Consider the following 24,064-nt stretch of genomic DNA (forward strand, 5'->3'; position numbering starts at 1 on the left):
CTCCTTTCAGCCGGCGGCCACGGTCAGCGGCGCCCAGCGGCGGGTCCAGTCACCGGGGAGGTCGGGGATGTCCCGGACCATCACAGCGTTGAAGGCCACGCACTCCAGGCCCCGTTCCTTGAGCCACGCCAACAGTTCCTCGTGGCGTACATCGACGTCCGTGCGCAGGACACGGTCCGTGCCTCGGGCGAGGGCAGTGATCAGGGACTTGGCCGTTCCGGTATCGCGGGCGACGAGCGGGCCGATGACGTGCGTGTGCATGTTGGGCCAGGCTGCGGCGTACCCCGTAAGAGTGCCGTCTCCGTCGCGGTCCTCGCAGACGAGCAGCTGGTCGGCGAAGGCCGGCAGCCGCGTGATCATGTGGGTGCGGTCGGCTCCGAAGACCTCGGCGTCGAGGCGCAGGATACGGGGGAGGTCATCGGCGACCGCGGGCCGTACCCGAGTGGGGTCCTGGGCGTCGGAGGCGCCGTCCTCGTGGAAGGCACCCACCAGCATCTCGGCGCGGCCCGTGGTCTCGAACCCGAGCTCCTCGTAGAGCGGGCGCCCGTACGGAGTGGCGTGCAGGGTGAGCGGGACGCCCTTGAGTACGTCGTTGCAGACATGGGTCATCAAGGAGCGCCCCATGCCCTGCCGGGCGTAGCGGTCCGCCACGAGAACCATGCCGATGGCGGCGAGTGCGGGGCCGTTCGAAGTGCTGCCGTATGGGGTGACGACGCAGGCGGCGGCGAGGCCCTGGCCGTCCGGGGCGTCCACGCCGAAGCCGTTTCCCGCGGCGAGCAGCAGCCCCCACTTGTGCTCCTCGCGGAGCCAGCCACGATCTTCGGACAGGTCGGCGCAGCGGTGGAGATCGTCCACGGTCAGCGCCCGGATCGGGAGATCGGTGATGTGTGGTGGTGTCACCGCCCCAGACTGGATCATGGACCGGGAGTCGTCCAGGGAATTTGGCTTGATGTTTCACGTGAAACACCCGGCCACGTTTCACGTGAAACGCGGTGTTTCACGTGAAACCAAGCCACTAGCCTCAGGGGCTATGACGCGCCTGCACCTCTTCGATCTCGACGGAACGCTGATGTACGGCTCGGCGGCTCCGGTGGAGATCTCACGCCAGCTCGGGGTGAGTGCCGAAATCGCCAAGCTGGAGCGGTCCTTTGCCGCGCGGGAGATCGGCCCACACCAGTTCTCGGTGGCGGCACATGCCCTGTGGGCCGGACTGACGCCGGACCATGTCAGGGCCGCGTTCGACGGCGCTCCCTGGCTCGCGGGCATCCGGGACGTCTGGCAGGAGATCAGGCAGCGGGGGGAGTACTGCGCGGTGGTCTCCCTGTCGCCGTCGTTCTTCGTGGAACTGCTGCTGGAGTGGGGTGCCCATGCGGCCCATGGGTCGGTCTTCCCGGAAGTGCCCTTCACCCGTCCCGTGGAAGCGGCCGGAATCCTGACCCCCGAGGCCAAGGTGACGGTGGCAGACCGGCTGTGCGAGCAGTTCGGGGTGACCCGGGCCGACTGTGTGGCGTACGGGGATTCGTCGACCGACATCCACCTCTTCGACGCGGTATCCGTGTCGGTGGCGGTTAATGCGCGACCGCATCTGGCCGCGCGGGCGAGCCATGTCTACGAGGGGCGGGATCTGCGGGAGGTATACCAGCTCGTGGCGATGGCGCGCCCGGGAGTTGACGCATCTTAGGAGGAAAGTGGGTTCGAAACGCGGATTTTCCTCGTTTCCCCGCAGGCCTCTGGGAGGGCTGGCACGCTGTGAAACCCGGAACCACGGATCGACCGACCGTGGCGTGTGCACCCCGACCGAGATGCTCGAAGCGAGGCACCGCATGGACGCTCCGCCCACCAGATCGGCCAGACGCGAAGCGGCCCGGATACCCTCCGAGGGCGGCCTGGCCGAGCCCTCACCGGATGCCGTACTCATCCGCCGGACCCTCGCGGAGATCGCCCCGGTCGCCGACAAGATGACCGCGTACTTCTACGCCCTGGTCTTCACCGGCCACCCGGAAGTGCGGGACATGTTCCCGGTGGCCATGGACACGCAGCGCGACCGCCTCCTGAAGGCCCTGCTGACCGCCGCCGAGCACATCGACAATCCTGCGGTACTCACCCCCTACCTCTGCCGCCTGGGCACCGGGCACCGCAAGTACGGCACCATGGCCGGCCACTACCCCGTGATCGGCGAGGCCCTCGTCGGGGCGCTGGCCCGGTTCGCGACGCAGACCTGGGGGCCGCAGGCCGAGGCCGCCTGGGTACGGGCGTACACCGCGATCTCCCAGATCATGATCGACGCGGCGGCCGAGGACGAGGTGAAGGCCCCCGCCTGGTGGCACGCGGAGGTGGTCTCCCACGACCTGCGCACCCCGGACATCGCGGTGCTGACCGTCCGACCCGACCAGCCCTACGCCTTCCTGGCCGGCCAGTACGCCAGCCTGGAGACCCCGTGGTGGCCGCGGGTCTGGCGGCACTACTCCTTCGCTTCGGCCCCCCGGGGCGACGGCCTGCTCTCCTTCCACGTCAAGGCCGTCCCCGCCGGCTGGGTCTCCAACGCCCTGGTGCGCCATGCCCGTCCCGGGGACGTGCTGCGCCTGGGACCGCCGACCGGTTCGATGGTGGTGGACCACACCACGGACAACGGGATGCTCTGTCTGGCAGGCGGCACCGGCATCGCCCCGATCAAGGCGCTGATCGAGGACGTGGCCGGACACGGGGAGCGGCGGCCGGTGGAGGTGTTCTTCGGCGCGCGCAGCGACAACGACCTCTACGACAAGGACACGCTGCTGGGTCTTCAGCGCTCGCATCCGTGGCTGTCGGTGCGCCCGGTGGTCGGCGACGGGCTGGCGGGGCAGCTGCCGCACGCCGTGGGTGAGCACGGTCCGTGGAGCTCGTACGACGCCTTCATCTCGGGACCGCCCGCGATGATCCGCAGCGGGGTGGACGAGCTCCTGCGGATCGGCATTCCCGGCGAGCGCATCAGGCACGACGCGGTCGAGGAGCTCGTGGGCATCGAGGGGTGAGATCCGGCGGGCACGGCCGGTCCGGGACCGGCGCCAGCCCACCGGCCCCGAGCGGCTTCAGCCCAGGTCGGGCGCGTGCATGGCGCGCACACCCTCGATGTTGCCGTCCAGGTAGTGGCGTAGGGACAGCGGGACGAGATGGACCGCAGCGATGCCCACCCTGCTGAAGGGCACACGGACGATCTCGTACTCGCCCGCGGGCTCGTCGACCTCGGGGCCGTGCCGGATGCTCGGGTCCATCGATTCGAGGCGGCAGACGAAGAAGTGCTGCACCTTCACGCCGGTCACCCCGCCGTCGGCGATGTGCTCGACGGTGTCGACGAAGCAGGGCACGACATCGGTGATCTTCGCGCCGAGCTCTTCGTGGACCTCTCGGTGCAGGGCGTCGACGACGGTCGCGTCGGAGGGCTCCACTCCCCCGCCGGGGGTGACCCAGTACGGGTCGACACCGGGCTTGGTGCGTTTGATGAGGATCAGGTCGTCACCGTCGAGCAGGATCGCGCGGGCGGTGCGTTTGACCACGGGACGTTCGGTCATGGGAGAAGAGTGGCCCACCATTCCGCTTCTGAAACGCGCCATGGGCCGGAAACAGGGGGCTCACCAGTGCGCGGCGGCGTCCAGCAGGCGCTCGCGCGCCCGCGCGAGGTGGGTGAGGGCGGGGCTGCCGGCCCGCAGGACCAGGAACCAGGTGCGCAGCGGTGGCACGGGAGGCTCGGCCACTGCGGTGATCCGGCCGCTGTCGAGGGCTTCCTGGCACAGGTACCGGGGCAGCACCGCGAGTCCCGCCCCGGCGAGGACGCATTCCAGTACGGCACGCAGATCGGGTACGACCACGGTGGCGGACAGGGACCGGGTGGCAGGCAGGACGTCGAAGACGGCGCTCCAGTACCGGGTGACGAGCGGCAGGGTCTCGTGGACCTCGACGAGCGGAATGCCCTCCAGCGCCCCGGGTCCGTCGTCCCGCAGCCGGTCCGTGTCGACGAGGGCGGCCCAGTAGGGCGCCGCCACCAGGACGTGTTCCTCGTCGCAGAGCGCCGTGGCGGTGAAGGGGCCGCCGCGCGGATGGGCGGTGGTGACGACGAGGTCGTGGTGGCCGGCGGCGAGCCCGTCGAGAACGGTTCCGGAGTCGCTTTGCAGGGTGGCGCGCAGGGTGTGGCCCTGGCCTACGAGCGGCGCCAGGGCGGGGAGCACGCGCAGGGACAGGAACTCGGGCGGCCCGGCGACGTGGAGGGACCGCAGCCCGCCGGTGTCCTCCCGCTCGGCCTCGGTGATCCGGACCAGGGCGTCGAGGTGCGGGGCGGCCTTGTGGGCGAGCTCGTCACCGACGGCGGTGGGCGTGACACCGCGGGCCCGCCGGTGGAAGAGCGGCCGCCCCAACTGCCGCTCCAGTGTGCGGATCTGCGAGGTCACGGCGGGCTGGGACAGTCCGAGGAGGGCTGCGGCGCGTGTGAACGAGCCCGCCCGGTGGACGGTGACGAAGGTGCGCAGCAGGGCCAGATCCATCGCGACACCTCTCGGTGGGGGTCTACAACTATAAATATGCAGATAGGCCCCTGTCGCTACCGTGATTGGACTCTGACGCAGAGTCAATTAGCCTTGTCGCGTGGTTCTTCGCGCGCGGAACCCAGGGGCGGTCCGAGCCACTAGGGGGGAGGCTCGGACCGCTCTTTCCACGGCTTCCGCGGAGTTCAGCGCTCCTGACCGGCCGGGTCCAGGGCCCCGTCGAGGGCGCGCAGGACGTCCGCGACCAGGTCGTGGGTGTCCTCGGCCCCGGCGGAGAAGCGGATGAAGCCCTCGGCCACGGCATCGCCACCCCACCGTCCGCGCCGCTCGGCGGTGGAGCGCACGCCGCCGAAACTCGTGGCGTCCTCGACCAGGTGCAGGGCTGCCATGAATCGTTCCGCGTGCGCCCGGTCGGGCAGCGTGAAGGAGACCACCGAGCCGAAGCCCCGCATCTGGCGGGCGGCCGTCTTGTGGGAGGGGTCCGTGGCGAGCCCCGGGTAGCGCACGCCGCTCACTTCGCGGCGTCCGCCCAGTGCCTCCGCGACGGCCAGGGCGTTGGTCCACTGGCGCTGTGCGCGCAGCTGGATCGTGGCCAGCGAACGGTGGGCGAGCCAGGCCTCCATGGGGCCGGGGATCGCTCCGACGATCTTGCGCCATCCCCGGACGCGGGCCGCCAGTTCCGGGTCGCGGCACACGACGTACCCGAGCAGCAGGTCGCCGTGGCCGGTGAGGCCCTTGGTACCGCTGGCCACGGAGAAGTCCGCCCCGAGCTCCAGGGGCCGCTGCCCCAGCGGAGTGGCGAGGGTGTTGTCCACGGCGACCAGGGTCCCGCCGGCGTGGGCGGCCTCCGCGAGGCGTCGTACGTCGCACACGTCGAGCCCGGGGTTGGACGGCGTTTCGATCCACAGCACCCGGGCGCCGTCGAGGACCTCGATCTGGGCGTCCGAGCCGGTGGGGGCGGTGCGCACGTGGATCCCGTACGCCTCCAGCTGCTGCCGCAGCAGGGGCAGCGCCTGGTATCCGTCGTCGGGCAGGACGACGGTGTCGCCCGTGCGCGTCTGGGAGAGGAGAACGGCGGAGACCGCCGCCATCCCGGAGGCGAAGACGATGGTGTGAACGTCCTGGCCGGGGGCTTCCAGCTCTCCGATGGCCCGTTCCAGCAGGGTCCAGGTCGGGTTGGTGTCGCGGCCGTAGGCGTACGGGCCCTCGACGTCTCCGGGGAGGTGGAAGTGGGCGGCGAAGACCGGTCCCGGCAGGGGCGGTTCGTTCTTGACGGCCTCGGGCAGGCCGGCGCGTACGGCGCGGGTGCCGTCACCGATCGCCTCGACGGCTCCCTCGGGGTGGTGCTCGTTCACGCGGTGTGCTCCTTCAGGGACTGGCGGGAGGACGGGCGTCGGGCGTCCGGCAGGCCGGGGCCGGCCGCCTCGGTGGGTTCCAGGCATTGCCGGTAGCCGCCGATCGGCGCGTAAAAGGGGCCGGGTACGTCGTGTTGTCCGGCCCGGTACGTGCGCGGCCCGCTCAGTCCTTGTCGGGCAGGACCATGTTCACGGCCCAGGAGACGACGGAGATGATCAGGCCGCCCAGGAGCGCGGTCCAGAATCCGTCGACGTGGAAACTGAGGTCGAGCTGCGTGGCCAGCCATGAGGTCAGCAGCAGCATCAGGGCGTTCACGACCAGCGTGAACAGTCCCAGGGTGAGCACGAAGAGGGGCAGCGAGAGCAGCTTCACGAGCGGCTTGACGATCAGGTTGACCAGGCCGAAGACCAGGGCGACGAGGATCAGTGTGAGTGTCCGCCGGCCGAGGCTGCTGCCGTCGTCGAGGGTGATGCCGGCGAGCAGCCACACGGCGACGGCCAGGGCCGCGGCGTTGGCGAGCGTCTTGACTACGAAATTCGTCATGTGTCTGATCGTGGCAGAGAAGATCCCGGTGGGACATCCGCAGACCAGCGGATGCGAGGGAACGATCGAGTACAAGGGGCACAACCACGATGAAAGCCTTCCGGCTTGACGAGCTCGAAGCGGAAAGGGCCGCCAATGACGGCGCCTATCTGCAGTTCCTGCGTGAGCGGAACATGTCGGTCGGGCTCTACGCGCTCGACGCCGGCCAGACTGATCCGCAGCGGCCGCACGGGCAGGACGAGGTGTACTTCGTCGTCAGCGGCCGGGCCTCGATCACTGTCGGGGACGAGACCACCACCGTGGCGCGGGGCAGCGTCGTCTACGTCCCGGCAGGCGTCCCGCACAAGTTCCACCACATCACCGAGGACCTGAAGGTGATGGTGGTCTTCTCCCCGCCGGAGAGCTGACTGACGGTTCCGCGGACCAGGGTCGGGGCCCCGATCCGCCGAACACCCCCTAAGGGGCGGATCAGGGGACTCCGGGGGCTCCGGCGACCCGATCGGAGCCTGCGGACTCCTAGCATCGAGGGCAGGAAGTCACACACGGGAAGACCGGGAAGAGGTCGAGGACATGAACGGCATCCGAGAGATATTCGCAGGCATGCCCTGGTGGGTTAAGTGGGTCGCCGTCCCGCTGCTGGCCCTGTTCGTCTTCGGCGGTGTCATCACCAGCATCCTGGGCGCGCTGATCTCGTTCGCCTTCAAGCTGCTGCTCTTCGTCGGCCTCGTCGCCGGTCTGATCTTCGTAGTGAAGAAGGTCGGCGGCGGAACGTCGAAGTCCTCCTCCGGCGAGTGGTAGGACGGCCGACAGGTGACAGGCGGGACCGGCTTCGGCATTAACCCAGCTGAGGGAACGAGGCGCCCTGAACGGCTCACGGCCACGGAAACGGTGGATAGAGTCGCGATCTGTGCCGATCCCTGGGCACCGAAAGCCGATATCACCTCCTGACCTGAGGTGATGCCGACGACCCGCCGAGCGCGACCCCCAGGACCGGCACGCGCGGGGGTGGACCCCGCCGAGCGGGTCACCCCGAAGGCCCGCTGCCACGCCTGGGGGTGAGCTGTGTCTCCGGTCCACAATGCCGGTGTGCCGACACTGATCGGTTCGGTGCAGAGGGCGCTGAGGCTGTTGGAAGCCGCGGGATCCCATAGCGGGGGAGCCCCGGCGAAGCAGCTGGCGCGTGAGGCCGGGCTCCCGCTTCCCACCGCCTACCACCTGCTGCGCACCCTGACGCACGAGGGCTATCTCCGCAGAGAGTGCGGAGTCTTCGTACTCGGCGACGCGGCCGGCAGGCTGGCCGGCGGGGGACTCCAGCAGAAACGTCGCAGCATGATCCTCGACTCGCTCGCGCACTTCCGTGACGTCGTCGGCGCACCCGTCTACTTCGCGGTCTACCGCGAGGGTGAAATCGAGGTCGTGGGGGTCTCGGACACCCCGGGCAGTCCGGCCTGCGAGGAGTGGGCCGACTTCCGCGAGACGGGGTACGCGCACGCCATCGGGCAGTGCCTGCTCGGCCAGCTCGACGAGGACGCGCGCAAGGACTATTACGACCGCCATCCGGTGGAGGCCATCACCCCTTATACCGTGCGCGATCTGCGCTCCCTGGAGAACCGGATCGGGGCCCTCGGGCGAATGCAGCCTGTAATCGAGCGGCAGGAATATGCCCTCGGCACGGTCTGCGCCGCCATCCCCATCACGGCCGGGGATGCGGCCGCGACTATGGCCATTTCCTTGCCCCTGCATCAGGAAGATCGATTGCTGTATGTAGTCGATCGACTACGGAGTGAAGTAGGCGCGCTGTTGAGTACCCTCTCGTTCTCTATCAGTATCTGAAAACTCACTCCTTGTGATCTGCTAGCGCTTCCACCACTCTTGTCAAGAGGGCCCTGGGGGATCATTCCTGGCCACTTCCACTACAGCGGGGTAGTCAATGCGCGAGTCGGTACAGGCAGAGGTCATGATGAGCTTCCTCGTTTCCGAGGAGCTCTCGTTCCGGATCCCGGTGGAACTCCGGTACGACACCCGTGATCCCTACGCAGTCCGCCTGACTTTCCACCTTCCCGGAGACGCGCCCGTGACCTGGGCGTTCGGCCGGGAGCTCCTCCTCGACGGCATCAACAAGCCATGCGGTGACGGCGACGTGCACATCGCCCCCACCAGCCCCGAGGAGTTGTCCGACGTCCACATCCGCCTCCAGGTCGGCGGCGACCGGGCCCTGTTCCGCGCCAGCGCGGCGCCGCTCGTCGCGTTCCTCGACCGCACGGACCGGCTCGTTCCGCTCGGACAGGAACGCAACACCGGCGACTTCGAGGAGCACCTCGACGAGGCGCTCGGCAGAATCCTGGCCGAGTCGCAGCAGAACGAGCAGAACGCCGGCTGACGCACCGCCCAGCCTGAACCGTCGTTCAGCGCTTGCGCCGACGGCCCCGGCCGCGGACCGGTCCAGAGGCCGGGGCCGCGGCCGCCGCCGGAGCGGCGCCCGGGGATTCCGGCCGGTCGGCCGAGACCACCAGTGCGGCTAGTGCCGTCGTCACGGGCACCGAGGCCACCAGCCCGATCGAGCCCACGAGGGTCCGTACGATCTCCACCGCGACCAGCTCGCTGTTCGCCACCGATCCCATGCTGCTGTTGGCGATCGAGAACAGCAGGAGCAGGGGGAGCGCGGCGCCCGCGTAGGCCAGCACCAGGGTGTTGACCACCGACGCGATGTGGTCGCGGCCGATCCGGATGGCGGCCCGGTACAGGGACCGGGGCCCCATCGACGGGTCGGCCTGATGGAGTTCCCAGACTGCCGAGGTCTGGGTGACCGTCACATCGTCGAGCACACCCAGCGATCCGATGATCACCCCGGCCAGCAGCAGGCCGCTCATGTCGATGTCCGGGTAGAGCCCGTGGATCAGACCGGTGTTGTCGTCGGTGTTGCCGCTGAGGAAGGCCCAGTCGATGAACACCGACCCCAACAGCCCGATGAGCAGCAGCGACACGAGTGTGCCGAGGACCGCAACCGACGTACGGGCGGTCAGGCCGTGGCACATGTAGAGCGCGATCAGCATGATCGCGCTCGCCCCCACCACCGCGACCACCAGCGGGTTCGACCCCTGGAGGATGGCGGGGAGGATGAAGAGCGTCAGCACGCCGAAGCTGACGACCAGGGCGATCAGCGCGAACAGCCCGCGCATCCGCCCGACGAGTACGACCGACAGCGCGAAGATGCCCGCCAGCACCGCGAGCGGGAGCTTGCGGTTCACGTCGATCACCGAGTACTGGAGGTCGCGGGGCGCGTCCGGTGCGTAGGCCACCACCACCTCCTGACCGTCCGCCAACTGCCGTGGTGCGCCAGGCTGGACGATCTCCACGAAGGTGCGTCCCCGGTCCGGGCCGCTCCCGATCTCGACCGTGGCCTTCTTGCACTCACCGGTCTGCGCGCCCCGGGCCCCGCCACCCGGCGCGGTCGGGGTCCCGCCCGCCGCCGGTACCTGTGCGGCGTTCACGGATTTGCAGTCGACGTGTTCCAGCGAGACGACTCTGGCCTGCTGCGTCTGCCGGTCGAAGCCCACCCCGGTCCGCTCGTGGGCGGGGGTGCCGCCGGGCCAGAGCACCACCAGGCCGACGAAGACCGCTGCGGCGAAGGGGATCAGTACGGCCGCGATGACCTTGCGCAGATGCTTCGAGACGGGGGCGGCGGGGCCGTGGCCGTGACTGTGTGAATGCCCGGAGGAATGTCCGTGGCCGTCGTGGGTGTGACCGGTGTGGACACCGGGGTCCGTGGGCTCGATGGGGGGCTGCGGCGAAGACGTCACCAGCAGATCATCGCAAGAGATGAGGGGGCCCACTGTTCAGCACGCCATGGATGACGCTAGCGTGGGGGCTACTTTGCACAACGCGGGAGCTCGGAGCACCGGGCTGAGAGGACGCTGATCACCGTACGCGCATCACAGATGCGTACGGGAGGAGGCTGCGTCGACCGCCGAACCTGTTACCGGGTAATGCCGGCGTAGGGAGATAGGTCTCATGACCATTCAGGACGCACGCACGCCTGCCGTCAGCCAGGAAGCCGACGGCGGGGCCGAGCGCAAGCCCGGCTGGCACAAGGGCTACGTGGCGGGCTCCCGCCCCGACATCCGGGTGCCGGTCCGCCAGGTCCACCTCACCAACGGCAAGGACGTGACGCTGTACGACACGTCCGGTCCGTACACCGACCCGCAGATCGAGACCGATGTGCGGCGCGGCCTCGCCCCGCTGCGCGAGAACTGGATCATCGGCCGCGGGGACACCGAGGAGTACGCCGGCCGCCCCGTCCGCCCCGAGGACGACGGCATCAAGCACACCTCGCCGCGCGGTGGCCTCAAGAACCTCGACGCGGTTTTCCCCGGCCGCCCCCGCCAGCCCCGCCGGGGCCGTGACGGCGCCGCCGTCACGCAGCTCGCGTACGCCCGCCGGGGCGAGATCACCCCGGAGATGGAGTACGTCGCGATCCGCGAGAACGTCTCCCCCGAGGTCGTCCGCGAGGAGATCGCCGCGGGCCGCGCGGTCCTCCCGGCGAACGTGAACCACCCCGAGATCGAGCCGATGATCATCGGCAAGAAGTTCCTGGTGAAGGTCAACGCCAACATCGGCAACTCCGCCGTCACCTCCTCCATCGAGGAGGAGGTGGAGAAGATGACCTGGGCGACCCGCTGGGGTGCGGACACGGTCATGGACCTCTCGACGGGCCGCAACATCCACACCACCCGCGAGTGGGTGCTGCGCAACTCGCCCGTGCCGATCGGCACCGTGCCGCTCTACCAGGCGCTGGAGAAGGTCGACGGCCGCGCCGAGGAGCTGACCTGGGAGATCTACAAGGACACGGTCATCGAGCAGGCCGAGCAGGGCGTCGACTACATGACGGTCCACGCCGGCGTGCTGCTGCCGTACGTACCGCTGACCGCCCGCCGCAAGACCGGCATCGTCTCGCGCGGCGGCTCGATCATGGCCGCCTGGTGCCTCGCGCACCACAAGGAGAACTTCCTCTACACCAACTTCGAGGAGCTCTGCGAGATCCTGGCGACGTACGACGTCACCTACTCCCTCGGTGACGGTCTGCGCCCCGGTTCCATCGCGGACGCCAACGACGCGGCGCAGTTCGCCGAACTGAAGACGCTGGGCGAGCTCAACACCATCGCCAAGCGCCACAACGTCCAGACGATGATCGAGGGCCCGGGCCACGTCCCGATGCACAAGATCAAGGAGAACATCGACCTCCAGCAGGAGATCTGCGAGGAGGCGCCGTTCTACACGCTCGGTCCGCTGACCACGGACGTCGCGCCCGCGTACGACCACATCACCTCGGGCATCGGCGCCGCGATGATCGCCTGGTGGGGCACGGCGATGCTCTGCTACGTCACGCCCAAGGAGCACCTGGGCCTGCCCAACCGCGACGACGTCAAGACCGGCGTCATCACGTACAAGATCTCCGCGCACGCGGCGGACCTGGCCAAGGGGCACCCGGGCGCGCAGGAGTGGGACGACGCCCTGTCCGACGCGCGGTTCGAGTTCCGCTGGGAGGACCAGTTCAACCTGGCCCTGGACCCGGACACGGCCCGTGAGTTCCACGACGAGACCCTGCCCGCCGAGCCGGCCAAGACCGCGCACTTCTGCTCCATGTGCGGTCCGAAGTTCTGCTCGATGAAGATCTCGCAGGACATCCGCCGAGAGCACGGCGGAGACCTGAAGGCCGACGAGATCCAGGCCGGAATGGCGGAGAAGTCCGCCGAGTTCGCGGCTTCGGGCAACCGCGTCTACCTGCCGCTGGCCGACTGAGTCAGCCGGCAGGGCGACACGGACCCGGCTGACGGGCGGACCCGCGACCCATGGGGGGAGTCGCGGGCCCGCCCGTTTTTTCGTGCCGTCGGACAGATGGGTCGGGCACGCGGTCGTCATGCGGCCGACATGCGCCATTGGAGTCGCCGCGATAGTCCGATAAGTGGACTTGCCTGCGGGGTATCCCGCCGCGGACGGCATCGGTTCCCACGCTACCGATGTGGCCGACGAGGCCCACCACGATCGTTCGACCGGTTTCGAGAAGGAGTGGTATGCGTCCTGAGAACAGGTCCAGGCCGGCCCTGGGCCCGCTGCCGAGGAGCAGCCGGCGCAAGGCGGGCACGCTCGCATCGCTGGCACTGGTGATGGTGGGGGTGGCCAGCCCCGCCGTCGCCGTGGCGCAGAGTACCCAGGCGGCCGAGCGGGTCAGCGCGGCGACCCCCGCGGGCGGGGACCACTGCAGGCCGGACGGCCATCATCACCGCCCGGACCACCGCCCGGACCACCGTCCGGACCAGGGACCGGACCAGGGACCGGACCAGGGACCGGACTTCAACCCGGACGAGGGTCCCTGGGCGGCGGGCCTGATGGCCGGCCCCAACGGCGACGACAGGTGTGAGGAGGGGAGGCCCGGACCGGCAGGGCCGACGGGCGCCACAGGCGCCACCGGGGCGACGGGTGCGGACGGCGCCGACGGCGCGGACGGTGCTACGGGTGCCACCGGTGCGGATGGTGCGCCCGGCGCCACGGGCGCCACAGGCGCGACGGGTGCGGATGGTGCGCCTGGTGCCACGGGCGCTACGGGTGCCACCGGTGCGGATGGTGCGCCCGGCGCCACGGGTGCCACGGGCGCGACCGGCGCCACGGGCGCGGACGGTGCCACCGGTGCCACGGGCAGCACCGGCACCTCCGGGCTGAACGGCGCTGACGGTGCCACCGGGGCGACCGGTGCCACGGGTGCGGACGGCGCCGTCGGCGCCACGGGAGCCACTGGCGCCACCGGCCCCTGCAGCGACATCGACAGCATCGCGCCGTCGGGCACCGAGTCGTTCAGCGCCGCCCTCACGAACGGCATCGCCTACGCCGGCCGAGCGACCACGACCGGAGGCGTGCCGGTCTGGCAGAACATCACGGACGCGGACAACCCGGGCTTCCCGTTCGGCAGAGCCTGCGGCATCTCCATCATCGACCAGGGCAACAATGCCTTCATTCAGGTCCTGACCACGGACAACAGGGTCTACCAGACCCACGGCGACACCAACATGAACAACTTCATCTGGGACGAGGGCTGGATCGAACTGAGCCCCGGCCCGACCGGAGTCCTGCGCGGCAAGTCCTTCAAGGGAGACATGATGCTCGGAGCTCCCCCGAACCGCCTCCGCTAGGAGAGCCAGCGCGGAGGGGCCGGACGCATCCCGGATCTGGCGGATGCGTCCGGCCCCTCGGTCATACGCCGACAGCGCGTCCCCTCAGGCCACCACCTGGTACTCCGGCCCCAGCTTGGACAGCGCGAACGCGCGGTTCTCACCCACCCGTTCGCGCTGGCTCTCCGGAAGCCCGCCCTCCCGCAGGAGGCGGTCGCAGCACTCCAGCGACTCCTCGTACGCGCCGACCCAGTAGGCGGCGACCGCGAGCTCGTCGAGCGCGCGCCACTCGTACCAGTCGAACTCCACGAACAGGATGTCCTCGGGGCGCGGGATCCGCGCCGCCTGGCGGGCGAACAGGTACGCCAGCTGGAAGCGGCCGTCGAGGCGGCACAGGCGCGCCAGATCACCGAGCGCCTCCGCCCGCCCGGGGCGGCTCTCGTGGGCGCGGAGGTAGCGGTCCGTCACCTCGGCCGGCGGCCGCCGGAGCCGCGCCGCGAGCCGGGCCGCGTAGAGCTGGGCGCAGTAGGCCTCCTCGGCGAAGCCGCCCATGGACGCCCGCCGGTCGTAGGCGGCCAGGGACTTCTCCGGCTCGCCCGCGTCGCGCCAGCTCTGGGCGAGATAAAAGGCGTAGCGCGCGTTCTCGGGTTCCTTGAGCAGGCCCTTTTCGAGGATCTCGGCATCGCGGAGGTACTTGTCCCGGTCGCTGCCTTCGCCCTGGCGGGCTCCTCCGCCGACGATGCGGATATGGAAGCCTTCGAGTACTCCGCGGGTGAACGGCTCGTCGCAGTCGAGGTACTCGTGCAGCACGCCGACGTATTTCCAGGGCAATCGGGTGGAGACGAGGGCCGGCCGCCAGTGGATGACGGGACGGTGGTGCACCGCGACGCCGTACGAATCGAAGGTGAGCTCCGGCATACGGAATCCGGAATCGATTTCGATCACGTCGTCGGCGTCGACGAACAGCAGGTAGTCCGCGCTGGAGCGGGCCAGGTCGATCGCCTCGGTGCGGCTTCCGTCGAATCCCTTCCAGGGGCGTTCGTGCAGGACACCGGGGAGATCACCGAGGAATTCCCGGATGATCTCCTGGGTGCCGTCCGTCGACCCGGTGTCCACGATCACCCAGGTGTCGATCAAAGGGCGTACGGATTCGAGACAGCGCCTGATCACCGCGGCCTCGTTCTTCACGATCATGTTCAGGCAGATTTTTGCTTTCACGGATCCCGTCCACGGTGGGGGTGAAGACGATCGTGAGGCGACCGTAGGGATCCGGCCAAAGGGGTGCAAGGAAGCCACGAGGAGAGCCGCCATTGGGGCCCTGTCGCTGGTCCGATGAGATGACTGACGCGCGGGGCGACCGGTGCTTCCAATCCGATTTACCCACTATGGGCAAGGCGGCCCGTCCGGGCCGATCGCACATGGTTCCAATCGGTTTCGAGAAGGAGCGGCGTATATGAGCCCCGTGAACAGGACCAGGTCACCCCTTGGGCCGGTGGCCCGGCGGAGTGCTTTGGTGAAGGGAGGCACGCTGGCGTCACTCGCCCTGGTGGTGGCGGGCATCGCCAGCCCGGCGTTCGCCACCGCGCAGAGCATCGAGGCGCCCGAGACGGTCCGGGTGGCCGGTCCGGCCGGCGGCGGAGACTGCAAGGCGAAGCAGGACTCGAACTACGACCCGAGAACCGCCGGCACCCAGGCGGGTGCCCGCGGCGGCGACGACGACTGCGAGGGCCTGCGGGGGCCGACGGGTCCCACGGGGCCGCGCGGCCCGCGGGGCGAGCCGGGCGAGGACGGGGCCGACGGCGCCACAGGGGCGACGGGCGCCACGGGTCCGTGCACCGCCCTCGCCGCCTACAAGCCCAACGCGGCCACGGAGGTCAAGGCGGTCCTGGTGAACGGGCAGGCCTGGGTCGGCATCCGAAGCCTCACCCCGGCACCGCCGGATGACTTCGAGTGGAACAACCTGAGCAACAACACCGCCTTCCCCGCCGGGGCGTGCGGCATCTCGGTCAGTGACCAGGCCGGCCTCGTCAACGTCGAGACGGTGGCTCCCGACGGGCGCGTCTGGGAGACCACCTGCACGACGGATCCGGGGAACAACCCTCCGTCCCTCACGTGCGCCGCCCCGTGGGCCCCGGTGAACGTGCTGGTGGACAGCCCGCCGCTGCGTACCCGGGCCGACGAGGCCATGGCCCACAACCACCTGCCGAAGGCGCTGAAGTAGTCCCGGGGCCGGCGGGAGCGTCTACTCCGGCCGGTGGTCCGGGCCGCCGAAGTCCGGGCTGGTGAAGTCCGGAGGCGTGTAGCCGGGAGGGGAGCCCTGTGACGGGGCTCCCGGACTGGTGAAGTCGGGCCGGGTGTACCCCAGACTGGGGATGCGCCCGGCCCCTGGCGTGCGGGGGGTCGGGAAACCCGGGCCCGCGCTCGGATCGGCCAGCGCGTCCCGCAGGAACGGGATGATGCCGCGCTCCAGCAGGGCGTGCCGCCAGGCCTCGCGGGCCCGCGCCACCTCGTCGGGTATCGCCTCGGTCTCGTCCGCCGCCACCTCGGTCGCGCTGTTGCGGACGGCGGTGACCAGCAGGCCGATCACGGCGAAGAGCAGGGCGGCCGCGGTGAGCGCGCCGAAGAGCCAACCGGTCGTCAGCATCGTCTGCGCGAAGGCCGGTTCCGGTTCGATCATCTTCAGGATGTAGCCGACGAGCAGGAAGATCAGCATGGCGGTGCCCGCCAGGACGGGTGCGAGGACGGCGACCACGGCGCTGACGCCCGCGCCGCCGCCGCTCCGGTCCTCGCCCTCGTCCTCGATCGCGGCGGGTGCGCCGAGCAGCTGGTCGCGCCGCTCCCCGCGGACCTTCACATAGTGGCCGTACTCGGCAGCGGCGGCCGCCGCCAGCAGGGCGCTGGCGCCCTGGGCCATCGTGCGCAGCTGTTCGGCGTTCAGCCGCTCGCCGAGAGAGGCGAGTTCGGGCCGCTGGTCCGCGGCGCGCAGTGCCTCGTCGATGAGCCGGTCGAACTCCGGTCGGTCTTCGGTCAGCAGGTGCGGAGCGCTGGTCATGTGCATCCCCCGATGCTCCGTAGAAGCCGGTTTGCCGCGCGTAGACCCGGGTGCCGGCTGAAACGGAGGAGAGCCTGCTACGGATAGGGCGATGGTAGAGCGCCCACGCCACACCGTGACAGGGGCTTTCCGGAAATACCCCTCTGCGTGAGCTCTCAGTCGCTCAGCGGAAGTCGTACGACGAGCAGCTTGCCCGCCATCGTCACTCCGCCGTCCATCGCGATGGCGAGCCCGTCCGCGTAGACGTGCGGGCCGTCCACGGCCTCCGGGCCGCGCGCGTCGTCGCCGTCCTCCGTGCCCACCTCGCCCAGCAGGTACGGGATCGGGCTGTGGCCGTGCACGACGCGGCTGCCGCCGTAGGTGTCGAGGAGTTCACGGACGGCCTGCGGGCCGGTCTCCTCGTCGCGGAAGGCGAACCGCTTGGTGAACTTCCGGAAGAGATCCCACGTGATGTCCACGTCGCCACGATTGAGGAGCTCGTGGATGGTGTCGTTGACGTCCTCGATGGAGTCGCCGTAGTCGAGGTAGGCGGTGGTGTCGGAGTGCAGCAGCAGGTGGCCCTCCTCCAGCACGGCCGCGTCCAGCCGCGACATCCACTGCAGGTGTACGTCCTGCAGGCGCTCCATGTCGGTGCGCTGGCCGCCGTTGAGCAGCCAGGCCGCCTGGAAGGTGGCGGTGCCGGCGCCGGAGACGACGGGGGTGTCGCCGAACCGCTTGGCGCCGATGAGCAACAGCTCGTGATTGCCCATCAGGGCCTTGCAGTAGCCGCCGGCGGCGGCCGCCTCGGCGGACAGCCGCATGACGAGGTCGATGACGCCGATGCCGTCGGGGCCGCGGTCGGTGAAGTCGCCGAGGAACCAGAGCCGGGCGTTGCCCGCGGACCAGCGGCACTCCGAGTCGATCAGGCCCTGGGCCTGCAGCTCGGTGACGAGCTCGTCGAGGTAGCCGTGGACGTCGCCGACGACGTAGAGCGGGCCGGGTCCGGCGGTGTCCTGCGGGACGTACTGGACCTGGACGGTGTCGCCGGGGCCGCCGCCGAGCGAGCCGGGGCTGATGACGGGGAGGTCCCGGTAGGTCGGGGTGTAGCCGTCGGGCACGTCCTCCTCGGGACCCTGGCTCGTCGCCCGCACCGGCTCGGCCTCGGCGCGCGTGTCGGCGTCGGCGTGTCCCTGCGGCTGCGGGTGGCCCTGGGGGCCCGCGTGCGGGTGCTCCTCGCGGCGCGGGTCGTGGCGGGCGCCGTGGCGCGGATCCTGACGCGGGTCGTGGTGCGGGACCGGCGGCGCGGGAGGCGCGGTACGAGCGGGCGGCGCGGGAGGCTGCGGCGTGTCCTCGGGCTGCCGCGGCACGGCGGCCTGTGCGGCGTCCTCGTAGTACGCGGGGTATTCGCCGTACACGGGGGCCTCGTCCGGCATACCGGTGGATACGGCGTACCGCGCGGCGGGTTCGGTGACTGGCACCCGGAAGTCCCGCAGCGTTTCCGTCCGCATCGCGGGTCCCTGACCGGCCCCCTGAGTCATCGACCCCTCCACCACCGTCGCGCTGCCGTACACCTGCGGACCCTCCTGACCTCCGGGGAGGAGGGTCCGTGATGTCGTGCGCCCATCATAGGAATGCGGCTCGCGCTGTGTGACGCACCAGGGGTGGTGAATCCTTTGCGGAGCGTATCGTTCCTACCATTTTTGCCCGATATCGGCGCTGCTGAAATCTTGGACCGTCCGATGATCAGGCCGACCGGGCGGTCTGGCGGTCAGTCCTGGGCCGGAGATCGAGGCGGGCTGACGGTCGTACGGGGCTGCCTGCGCTGCGACGAGGTACGGATGATCAGCTCGGTCGGGACGACCTGTTCGACGGGGCGTCCCGTGTCCACGCCCTCGATCGCGTCGATGAGCAACTGCACGACGGCGGTGCCGATGCGGCGCGGTTTGAGGGACAGGGTGGTGATGGGCGGCTCGGTGTTGGCGTACACGGTGGACTCGCTGCAGCAGACGAGCAGCAGGTCCTCGGGGACGCGCAGGCCGTAGCGGCGGGCGGCGGCGAGCAGGTCGGTGCCGTTGGGGTCGAAGAGCCCGTAGACGGCGTCGGGGCGGTCGGGGCGGGCGAGGAGCCGGTCGGCGGCCACGGCGCCCGCGCACGGGTCGTGGGCGGGGTAGGACTCGTAGACGGGGTCCTGGCCGACGCGCTCGCACCAGTTGAGGTACGCGGTGGTGGACAGGCGGGTGTAGGTGTCGGTGGTGGTGCCGGTCAGCAGCCCGATCCGGCGGGCGCCGGCGGCGGCGAGGTGGTCGAGGAGGCCGAGCACGGCGGCCTCGTGGTCGTTGTCGACCCAGGCGGTGACGGGGAGGGAGCCGGCGGGCCGGCCGTCCGAGACGACGGGCAGGCCCTGGCGGACCAGCTCGGTGACGACGGGGTCGTGGTCGGAGGGGTCGATCACGACGGTGCCGTCGAGAGCCACGTTCGACCACACGTCGTGGCGCGAGGTGGCGGGGAGGATGACGAGTGCGTAGCCGCGGGCGAGCGCCGCCGAGGTGGCGGCCCTGGCCATCTCGGCGAAGTAGGCGAATTCGGTGAAGGTGAAAGGTTCATCCCCGTACGTGGTCACGGTCAGGCCGATGAGGCCGGACTTGCCGGTACGGAGGGTGCGGGCGGCGGCCGACGGGCGGTAGCCGAGCCGGTCGGCGACTTCGCGAACATGGCGGCGGGTGGCGTCGGGCAGCCGTCCCTTGCCATTGAGCGCGTCGGAGACGGTCGTGATGGAGACGCCCGCCGCGGCGGCCACGTCCCTGATGCCGGCCCGGCCCTGTCGGCCGGCGGCCCGCCGGGTGGTCTCGGTCCGGCTCACCTGATGCTTCCCTGCTGCTGTCATGGCGAGCCGATAGTAGGGCTCGGTGGGGCGGGTGGTCCGGGTGCATATGCACCCGTTGACAGGCACGTTTCTGCGTGGTTCACCACCCGTAATGACCTTGGAAACAAAGGCATTTGATCGCGGGGGTCGATGGGGGAGCTTGTCGGCGGGACGGGGCATGCCAAACCGGCGCGGTTTTGGGCCGACCGCAACTCACCTGCACGAGGGATGCGCGCCACGGCGTAGGCCACCGGCGCGCGCATATATGCGTGCGCTCCCCCGCATTCCAGGCGCCCCCATTCTCGGAAGGGCGGAATCCTCATAAGGTGAGCAGTATTGAGTCGACGGCGACGTCGTACGGGACGGTCGAGGAGGACCTGCGGTGAGCGAGAACAGCCCGAAGCTGCGCGCCGAGCTGGACGGCATTCCGACATACAAGCCCGGCAAGCCGGCTGCCGCGGGCGGGCCCGTCGCGTACAAGCTGTCCTCGAACGAGAACCCGTACCCGCCCCTGCCGGGGGTGCTGGAGAGCGCGGTCACGGCGGCGGGGAGCTTCAACCGGTACCCCGACATGGCCTGCACCGGCCTGGTGAACGAGATCGCCGAGCGGTTCGGCGTGCCGGTCGAGCACGTGGCCACGGGCACCGGTTCGGTGGGCGTGGCCCAGTCGCTGATCCAGTCCACGGCCGGCCCGGGCGACGAGGTCATGTACGCCTGGCGCTCCTTCGAGGCGTACCCGATCATCACGCAGATCTCGGGCGCGACCTCGGTGCAGGTCCCGTTGACCGACGGGGACGTGCACGACCTGGACGCCATGGCCGCGGCGATCACCGAGCGGACCCGGCTGATCTTCGTCTGCAATCCGAACAACCCCACCGGCACCGCCGTGCGCCGGGAGGAGCTGGAGCGCTTTCTGGACCGGGTGCCCTCGGACGTCCTGGTGGTCCTGGACGAGGCGTACCGCGAGTTCGTGCGCGACACGGACGTCCCGGACGGCATCGAGCTGTACCGCGACCGCCCCAACGTCGCCGTGCTGCGTACGTTCTCCAAGGCGTACGGGCTGGCCGGTCTGCGGGTCGGCTTCGCGGTGGCGCACGAGCGGGTGGCGGCGGCGCTGCGCAAGACGGCGGTGCCCTTCGGCGTCAGCCAGCTCGCGCAGGACGCGGCGGTCGCCTCGCTGCGGGCCGAGGACGAGCTGATGGGCCGCGTCGGAGCCCTGGTGGGCGAGCGTGCGAGGGTCCACGGGGCGCTGCTGGCGCAGGGCTGGACGGTGCCGGACACGCAGGCGAACTTCGTGTGGATGCGGCTGGGCGAGCGGACCGCGGAGTTCGCGGCCGCCTGCGAGAAGGCCGGTGTGGTGGTCCGGCCCTTCGCGGGCGAGGGCCTTCGGGTCACGATCGGCGAGCCCGAGGCGAACGACCTCTTCCTGCACACGGCGGAGGCGTTCTTCAAGGAGCTCTAGGCTCCGGACTCCGTGGGGCGGAGGAGCCGGCCGGGAGGGTTCAGGCCAGTTCCACGCGCACGGGGTCGCCGTCGCGGACGGTGGACAGCAGGCGGGGGTCGCCGTCGAACGAGCCGAGCACGTTGCACGGGCTCGCCAGGCGGCTCTCGCCGGTGCGCGAGATGGGCGTCGGGCCGTAGGGCAGCGCGAGGGCGTCGCCCTCGGTCCAGAACGCGACGGTGCCGGGCTCGACGACCTGACGGGCGTCGGCCTCCAGCGCCGCGGAGACGCCGGTGTCGAAGTAGACCTCCTCACCCCAGGTGTTCGCGGAAGCGGAGATCGGAAGGGCCTCGATCAGCGCCTTGCTGGTCGGGGTCTCGTGCAGGGTTGCCGTGAGCTGGCCCGCAGGCCAGGAGATTCGAATCTGCATGAGCCAAATTCAACAATCTGTTGAATGGATTGGCTAGGGGTACCCCGGGTGAAGGTCGCCGAAAGCGGTGCGCCATAATGCTTGTGAATGTGAACGCGTTCACAAGCGCGCCTGCTTCCTCCCGCTTTGGGTGGGCTCTGGAGGCGGATCTCCCTTGTGATCGCGGCGACACGAAGGAGACGAGGACGTGGACCTGGCTCTGGCGCCAGAAACCCTGGCTCGATGGCAGTTCGGCATCACCACCGTCTATCACTTCCTCTTCGTGCCCCTCACGATCTCGCTCGCCGCGCTCACCGCCGGCCTGCAGACCGCCTGGGTGCGCACCGGGAAGGAGAAGTACCTCAGGGCCACCAAGTTCTGGGGCAAGCTTTTCTTGATCAATATCGCGATGGGTGTCGTCACCGGCATCGTCCAGGAGTTCCAGTTCGGAATGAACTGGTCCGACTACTCGCGGTTCGTCGGCGACATCTTCGGTGCCCCGCTCGCCTTCGAAGCGCTGATCGCCTTCTTCTTCGAGTCCACCTTCATCGGACTGTGGATCTTCGGCTGGGACAAGCTGCCCAAGAGGATCCACCTGGCCTGCATCTGGATGGTGTCCATCGGCACCATCCTGTCCGCCTACTTCATCCTGGCGGCCAACTCCTGGATGCAGCACCCCGTCGGGTACCGGATCAACGAGGAGCGCGGTCGAGCCGAGCTCACCGACTTCTGGCTGGTACTCACCCAGAACACCGCCCTCACCCAGTTCTTCCACACCATGACGGCCGCCTTCCTCGTCGGCGGCGCGTTCATGGCCGGCATATCCGCCTACCACCTGGCGCGCAGGAAGCACGTCCCGGTGATGCGCAGCTCGCTGCGCCTGGGCCTGGTCGTCCTGATCATCGCCGGCATGGGCACGGCGATCAGCGGTGACCTCCTGGGCAAGGTCATGTTCAAGCAGCAGCCCATGAAGATGGCCGCCGCCGAGGCCCTCTGGGACGGCGAAGCGCCCGCGCCCTTCTCCGTCTTCGCCTACGGAGACGTCGAGAAGGGCCACAACAAGGTGGCCGTCGAGATCCCCGGTCTGCTGTCGTTCCTCGCCAACGACGACTTCACCTCCTTCGTTCCGGGCATCAACGACGTCAACAAGACCGAGCAGGAGAAGTTCGGGCCGGGCGACTACCGGCCCAACATCCCGGTCGCGTACTGGGGCTTCCGCTGGATGATCGGCTTCGGCATGGCCTCGCTCGGCGTGGGCGTGCTGGGGCTCTGGCTGACCCGCAGGAAGTTCCTGCTGCCGCCGGGGCTGCGCACCGGGGAGGACGAGGTCCCGAACCTGGTGCTCTTCAGGAAGGCGCTGAGCCCCAGGATCGGCAACCTCTACTGGATCGTCGCCCTCTGGACCATGGGCTTCCCGCTCATCGCCAACTCCTGGGGCTGGATCTTCACCGAGATGGGCCGCCAGCCGTGGGTGGTCTACGGAGTGCTGCGCACCCGCGACGCGGTCTCGCCGCACGTCTCACAGGGCGAGGTGCTCACCTCGATGATCGGCTTCACCCTGCTCTACGCGGTGCTGGCCGTGATCGAGGTCAGGCTCCTGGTCAAGTACGTCAAGATCGGCCCGCCGGAGCTCACCGAGGCCGACCTCAACCCGCCCACCAAGATCGGCGGGGACGACAAGAACCCCGACCGGCCGATGGCCTTCTCGTACTGAGGCTGAGGAGAACGCACCATGGAGCTCCACGACGTCTGGTTCGTGCTGATCGCCGTCCTGTGGATCGGCTACTTCTTCCTGGAGGGCTTCGACTTCGGCATCGGGGTACTGACCAAGCTGCTCGCCCGAGACCGTACGGAGAAGCGGGTACTGATCAACACGATCGGGCCCGTGTGGGACGGCAACGAGGTCTGGCTGCTCACGGCCGGCGGTGCGACCTTCGCCGCCTTCCCCGACTGGTACGCCACCCTCTTCTCCGGCTTCTACCTGCCGCTGCTGGTCATCCTGGTCTGCCTGATCATCCGCGGGGTGGCCTTCGAGTACCGGCACAAGCGCCCCGAGGACAGGTGGCAGACCAACTGGGAACACGCGATCTTCTGGACCTCCCTGATCCCCGCCTTCCTGTGGGGCGTGGCCTTCGCCAACATCGTGCGCGGGGTGAAGATCGACCAGGACAAGGAGTACGTCGGGAGCCTCCTCGACCTGCTCAACGTCTACTCGCTCCTCGGCGGCCTGGTCACCCTCACGCTGTTCACCTTCCACGGTGCGGTGTTCGCCTCGCTCAAGACCGTCGGTGACATCCGGGACCGTGCGCGCGGGACGGCGACCGTGCTGGGTCTCGTCGCCGCCGTGCTGGCTCTGGTCTTCCTGATCTGGACCCAGGTCTCGCGCGGCGACGGCAAGAGCCTGGCCGCCATGGCGGTGGCGGTGCTGGCCCTGCTCGGCGCGCTCGGCTTCAACCTGGCGGGACGCGAGGGCTGGTCGTTCGCCCTGTCCGGGATCACCATCGCGGCGGCCGTGGCGATGCTCTTCCTGACGCTCTTCCCGAACGTGATGCCCTCCTCGCTCGACGCAGCCTGGAACCTCACGGTCACCAACGCCTCGTCCAGCCCCTACACGCTGAAGATCATGACCTGGCTGGCCGCCGTGGCCACCCCGCTCGTGCTGCTCTACCAGGGCTGGACGTACTGGGTGTTCCGCAAGCGGATCGGTACGCAGCACATCGTCGACGCGCACTGAGCCTGGAGGG

At 69.7% G+C, this 24,064-nt stretch carries 23 protein-coding genes and 1 riboswitch; of the genes, 12 read left to right on the forward strand and 11 right to left on the reverse strand.

Annotated features, from left to right (window positions below):
* Positions 1 to 6 precede the first annotated feature (6 nt).
* Positions 7 to 900, reverse strand: coding sequence for a GNAT family N-acetyltransferase (locus BSL84_RS18045; RefSeq protein WP_107069526.1), 894 nt, complete (start codon positions 898 to 900; stop codon positions 7 to 9).
* Between the two features lie 130 nt (positions 901 to 1,030).
* On the opposite strand from BSL84_RS18045, the gene BSL84_RS18050 reads away from it, so the two are divergent.
* Together BSL84_RS18050 and BSL84_RS18055 are read left to right on the forward strand one after the other, a co-directional pair.
* On the forward strand, positions 1,031 to 1,681 hold the full coding sequence (locus tag BSL84_RS18050) for an HAD family hydrolase (RefSeq protein ID WP_045320637.1): 651 nt from the start codon (positions 1,031 to 1,033) through the stop codon (positions 1,679 to 1,681).
* Positions 1,682 to 1,823: 142 nt separating this feature from the next.
* On the forward strand, positions 1,824 to 3,011 hold the full coding sequence (locus BSL84_RS18055) for a globin domain-containing protein (protein WP_030025773.1): 1,188 nt from the start codon (positions 1,824 to 1,826) through the stop codon (positions 3,009 to 3,011).
* Between the two features lie 57 nt (positions 3,012 to 3,068).
* Here the strand turns inward: BSL84_RS18055 and BSL84_RS18060 are convergent, their stop codons facing one another.
* The 4 genes from BSL84_RS18060 to BSL84_RS18075 all read right to left on the reverse strand — a co-directional run bounded on the left by BSL84_RS18060 (position 3,069) and on the right by BSL84_RS18075 (position 6,413).
* The gene (locus tag BSL84_RS18060; protein ID WP_030025775.1) at positions 3,069 to 3,548 is read right to left on the reverse strand and encodes an NUDIX domain-containing protein; all 480 of its coding nucleotides are present in this window, start codon (positions 3,546 to 3,548) and stop codon (positions 3,069 to 3,071) included.
* 60 nt (positions 3,549 to 3,608) lie between these two features.
* Positions 3,609 to 4,514 (reverse strand): LysR family transcriptional regulator, encoded by a 906-nt coding sequence (locus BSL84_RS18065; protein WP_030025777.1) that lies wholly within the window; start codon positions 4,512 to 4,514, stop codon positions 3,609 to 3,611.
* A gap of 185 nt (positions 4,515 to 4,699) precedes the next feature.
* Positions 4,700 to 5,869, reverse strand: coding sequence for a cystathionine gamma-lyase (locus BSL84_RS18070; RefSeq protein WP_075970735.1), 1,170 nt, complete (start codon positions 5,867 to 5,869; stop codon positions 4,700 to 4,702).
* A 163-nt stretch (positions 5,870 to 6,032) separates the two neighbouring features.
* Positions 6,033 to 6,413 carry a phage holin family protein gene (locus tag BSL84_RS18075; protein ID WP_030025779.1) on the reverse strand — a complete coding sequence of 127 codons (381 nt, stop codon included), beginning with the start codon at positions 6,411 to 6,413 and terminating at the stop codon, positions 6,033 to 6,035.
* 89 nt (positions 6,414 to 6,502) lie between these two features.
* Between BSL84_RS18075 and BSL84_RS18080 the strand changes: the two genes are divergently transcribed.
* From BSL84_RS18080 to BSL84_RS18095, 4 genes are all read left to right on the forward strand, one after another.
* Positions 6,503 to 6,820, forward strand: a complete 318-nt coding sequence (locus BSL84_RS18080) for a cupin domain-containing protein (RefSeq protein WP_030025780.1) — start codon at positions 6,503 to 6,505, stop codon at positions 6,818 to 6,820.
* Positions 6,821 to 6,983: 163 nt separating this feature from the next.
* A complete protein-coding gene (locus BSL84_RS18085; protein WP_030025781.1) occupies positions 6,984 to 7,211 on the forward strand; it encodes a DUF5326 family protein in 228 nt (75 codons plus the stop codon).
* Between the two features lie 288 nt (positions 7,212 to 7,499).
* The gene (locus BSL84_RS18090) at positions 7,500 to 8,246 is read left to right on the forward strand and encodes an IclR family transcriptional regulator (RefSeq protein ID WP_234308269.1); all 747 of its coding nucleotides are present in this window, start codon (positions 7,500 to 7,502) and stop codon (positions 8,244 to 8,246) included.
* Between the two features lie 97 nt (positions 8,247 to 8,343).
* Entirely contained in the window at positions 8,344 to 8,793 is a 450-nt protein-coding gene (locus tag BSL84_RS18095; protein ID WP_030025783.1) for an SsgA family sporulation/cell division regulator, read from the forward strand.
* Positions 8,794 to 8,818: 25 nt separating this feature from the next.
* Here BSL84_RS18095 and BSL84_RS18100 read toward each other — a convergent pair whose 3' ends face one another.
* A complete protein-coding gene (locus BSL84_RS18100) occupies positions 8,819 to 10,213 on the reverse strand; it encodes a YibE/F family protein (protein WP_078848742.1) in 1,395 nt (464 codons plus the stop codon).
* A 72-nt stretch (positions 10,214 to 10,285) separates the two neighbouring features.
* Positions 10,286 to 10,431, forward strand: a riboswitch (TPP riboswitch).
* Between BSL84_RS18100 and thiC the strand changes: the two genes are divergently transcribed.
* Both thiC and BSL84_RS36560 read left to right on the forward strand, forming a co-directional pair.
* Positions 10,425 to 12,212, forward strand: coding sequence for a phosphomethylpyrimidine synthase ThiC (gene thiC, locus BSL84_RS18105; protein ID WP_030025785.1), 1,788 nt, complete (start codon positions 10,425 to 10,427; stop codon positions 12,210 to 12,212). It overlaps the preceding riboswitch by 7 nt.
* A 272-nt stretch (positions 12,213 to 12,484) precedes the next feature.
* Positions 12,485 to 13,597 carry a hypothetical protein gene (locus BSL84_RS36560; RefSeq protein WP_199838732.1) on the forward strand — a complete coding sequence of 371 codons (1,113 nt, stop codon included), beginning with the start codon at positions 12,485 to 12,487 and terminating at the stop codon, positions 13,595 to 13,597.
* An 84-nt stretch (positions 13,598 to 13,681) separates the two neighbouring features.
* On the opposite strand, the gene BSL84_RS18115 is transcribed toward BSL84_RS36560, so the two are convergent.
* A complete protein-coding gene (locus BSL84_RS18115; RefSeq protein WP_199838733.1) occupies positions 13,682 to 14,794 on the reverse strand; it encodes a tetratricopeptide repeat-containing glycosyltransferase in 1,113 nt (370 codons plus the stop codon).
* 295 nt (positions 14,795 to 15,089) lie between these two features.
* Between BSL84_RS18115 and BSL84_RS34805 the strand changes: the two genes are divergently transcribed.
* Complete coding sequence (locus BSL84_RS34805; protein WP_079273236.1) at positions 15,090 to 15,797, forward strand: hypothetical protein; 708 nt, start codon at positions 15,090 to 15,092, stop codon at positions 15,795 to 15,797.
* Positions 15,798 to 15,818: 21 nt separating this feature from the next.
* On the opposite strand, the gene BSL84_RS18125 is transcribed toward BSL84_RS34805, so the two are convergent.
* From BSL84_RS18125 to BSL84_RS18135, 3 genes are all read right to left on the reverse strand, one after another.
* Positions 15,819 to 16,634, reverse strand: a complete 816-nt coding sequence (locus BSL84_RS18125; protein ID WP_030032135.1) for a membrane protein — start codon at positions 16,632 to 16,634, stop codon at positions 15,819 to 15,821.
* Positions 16,635 to 16,783: 149 nt separating this feature from the next.
* Positions 16,784 to 18,160, reverse strand: coding sequence for a metallophosphoesterase (locus tag BSL84_RS18130; RefSeq protein ID WP_075972146.1), 1,377 nt, complete (start codon positions 18,158 to 18,160; stop codon positions 16,784 to 16,786).
* 215 nt (positions 18,161 to 18,375) lie between these two features.
* On the reverse strand, positions 18,376 to 19,491 hold the full coding sequence (locus BSL84_RS18135) for a LacI family DNA-binding transcriptional regulator (RefSeq protein ID WP_030028209.1): 1,116 nt from the start codon (positions 19,489 to 19,491) through the stop codon (positions 18,376 to 18,378).
* A 361-nt stretch (positions 19,492 to 19,852) separates the two neighbouring features.
* On the opposite strand from BSL84_RS18135, the gene hisC reads away from it, so the two are divergent.
* A complete protein-coding gene (gene hisC / locus BSL84_RS18140) occupies positions 19,853 to 20,932 on the forward strand; it encodes a histidinol-phosphate transaminase (protein ID WP_030028208.1) in 1,080 nt (359 codons plus the stop codon).
* Positions 20,933 to 20,972: 40 nt separating this feature from the next.
* On the opposite strand, the gene BSL84_RS18145 is transcribed toward hisC, so the two are convergent.
* Entirely contained in the window at positions 20,973 to 21,341 is a 369-nt protein-coding gene (locus BSL84_RS18145) for a cyclophilin-like fold protein (protein WP_075970738.1), read from the reverse strand.
* Positions 21,342 to 21,528: 187 nt separating this feature from the next.
* Here BSL84_RS18145 and BSL84_RS18150 point away from each other — a divergent pair, with 187 nt between their 5' ends.
* Together BSL84_RS18150 and cydB are read left to right on the forward strand one after the other, a co-directional pair.
* Positions 21,529 to 23,034, forward strand: a complete 1,506-nt coding sequence (locus BSL84_RS18150; RefSeq protein ID WP_075970739.1) for a cytochrome ubiquinol oxidase subunit I — start codon at positions 21,529 to 21,531, stop codon at positions 23,032 to 23,034.
* A gap of 18 nt (positions 23,035 to 23,052) precedes the next feature.
* Positions 23,053 to 24,054 carry a cytochrome d ubiquinol oxidase subunit II gene (gene cydB / locus BSL84_RS18155; RefSeq protein ID WP_030028204.1) on the forward strand — a complete coding sequence of 334 codons (1,002 nt, stop codon included), beginning with the start codon at positions 23,053 to 23,055 and terminating at the stop codon, positions 24,052 to 24,054.
* Positions 24,055 to 24,064 lie beyond the last annotated feature (10 nt).

It is taken from the genome of Streptomyces sp. TN58, assembly GCF_001941845.1.
Lineage (GTDB): Bacteria > Actinomycetota > Actinomycetes > Streptomycetales > Streptomycetaceae > Streptomyces.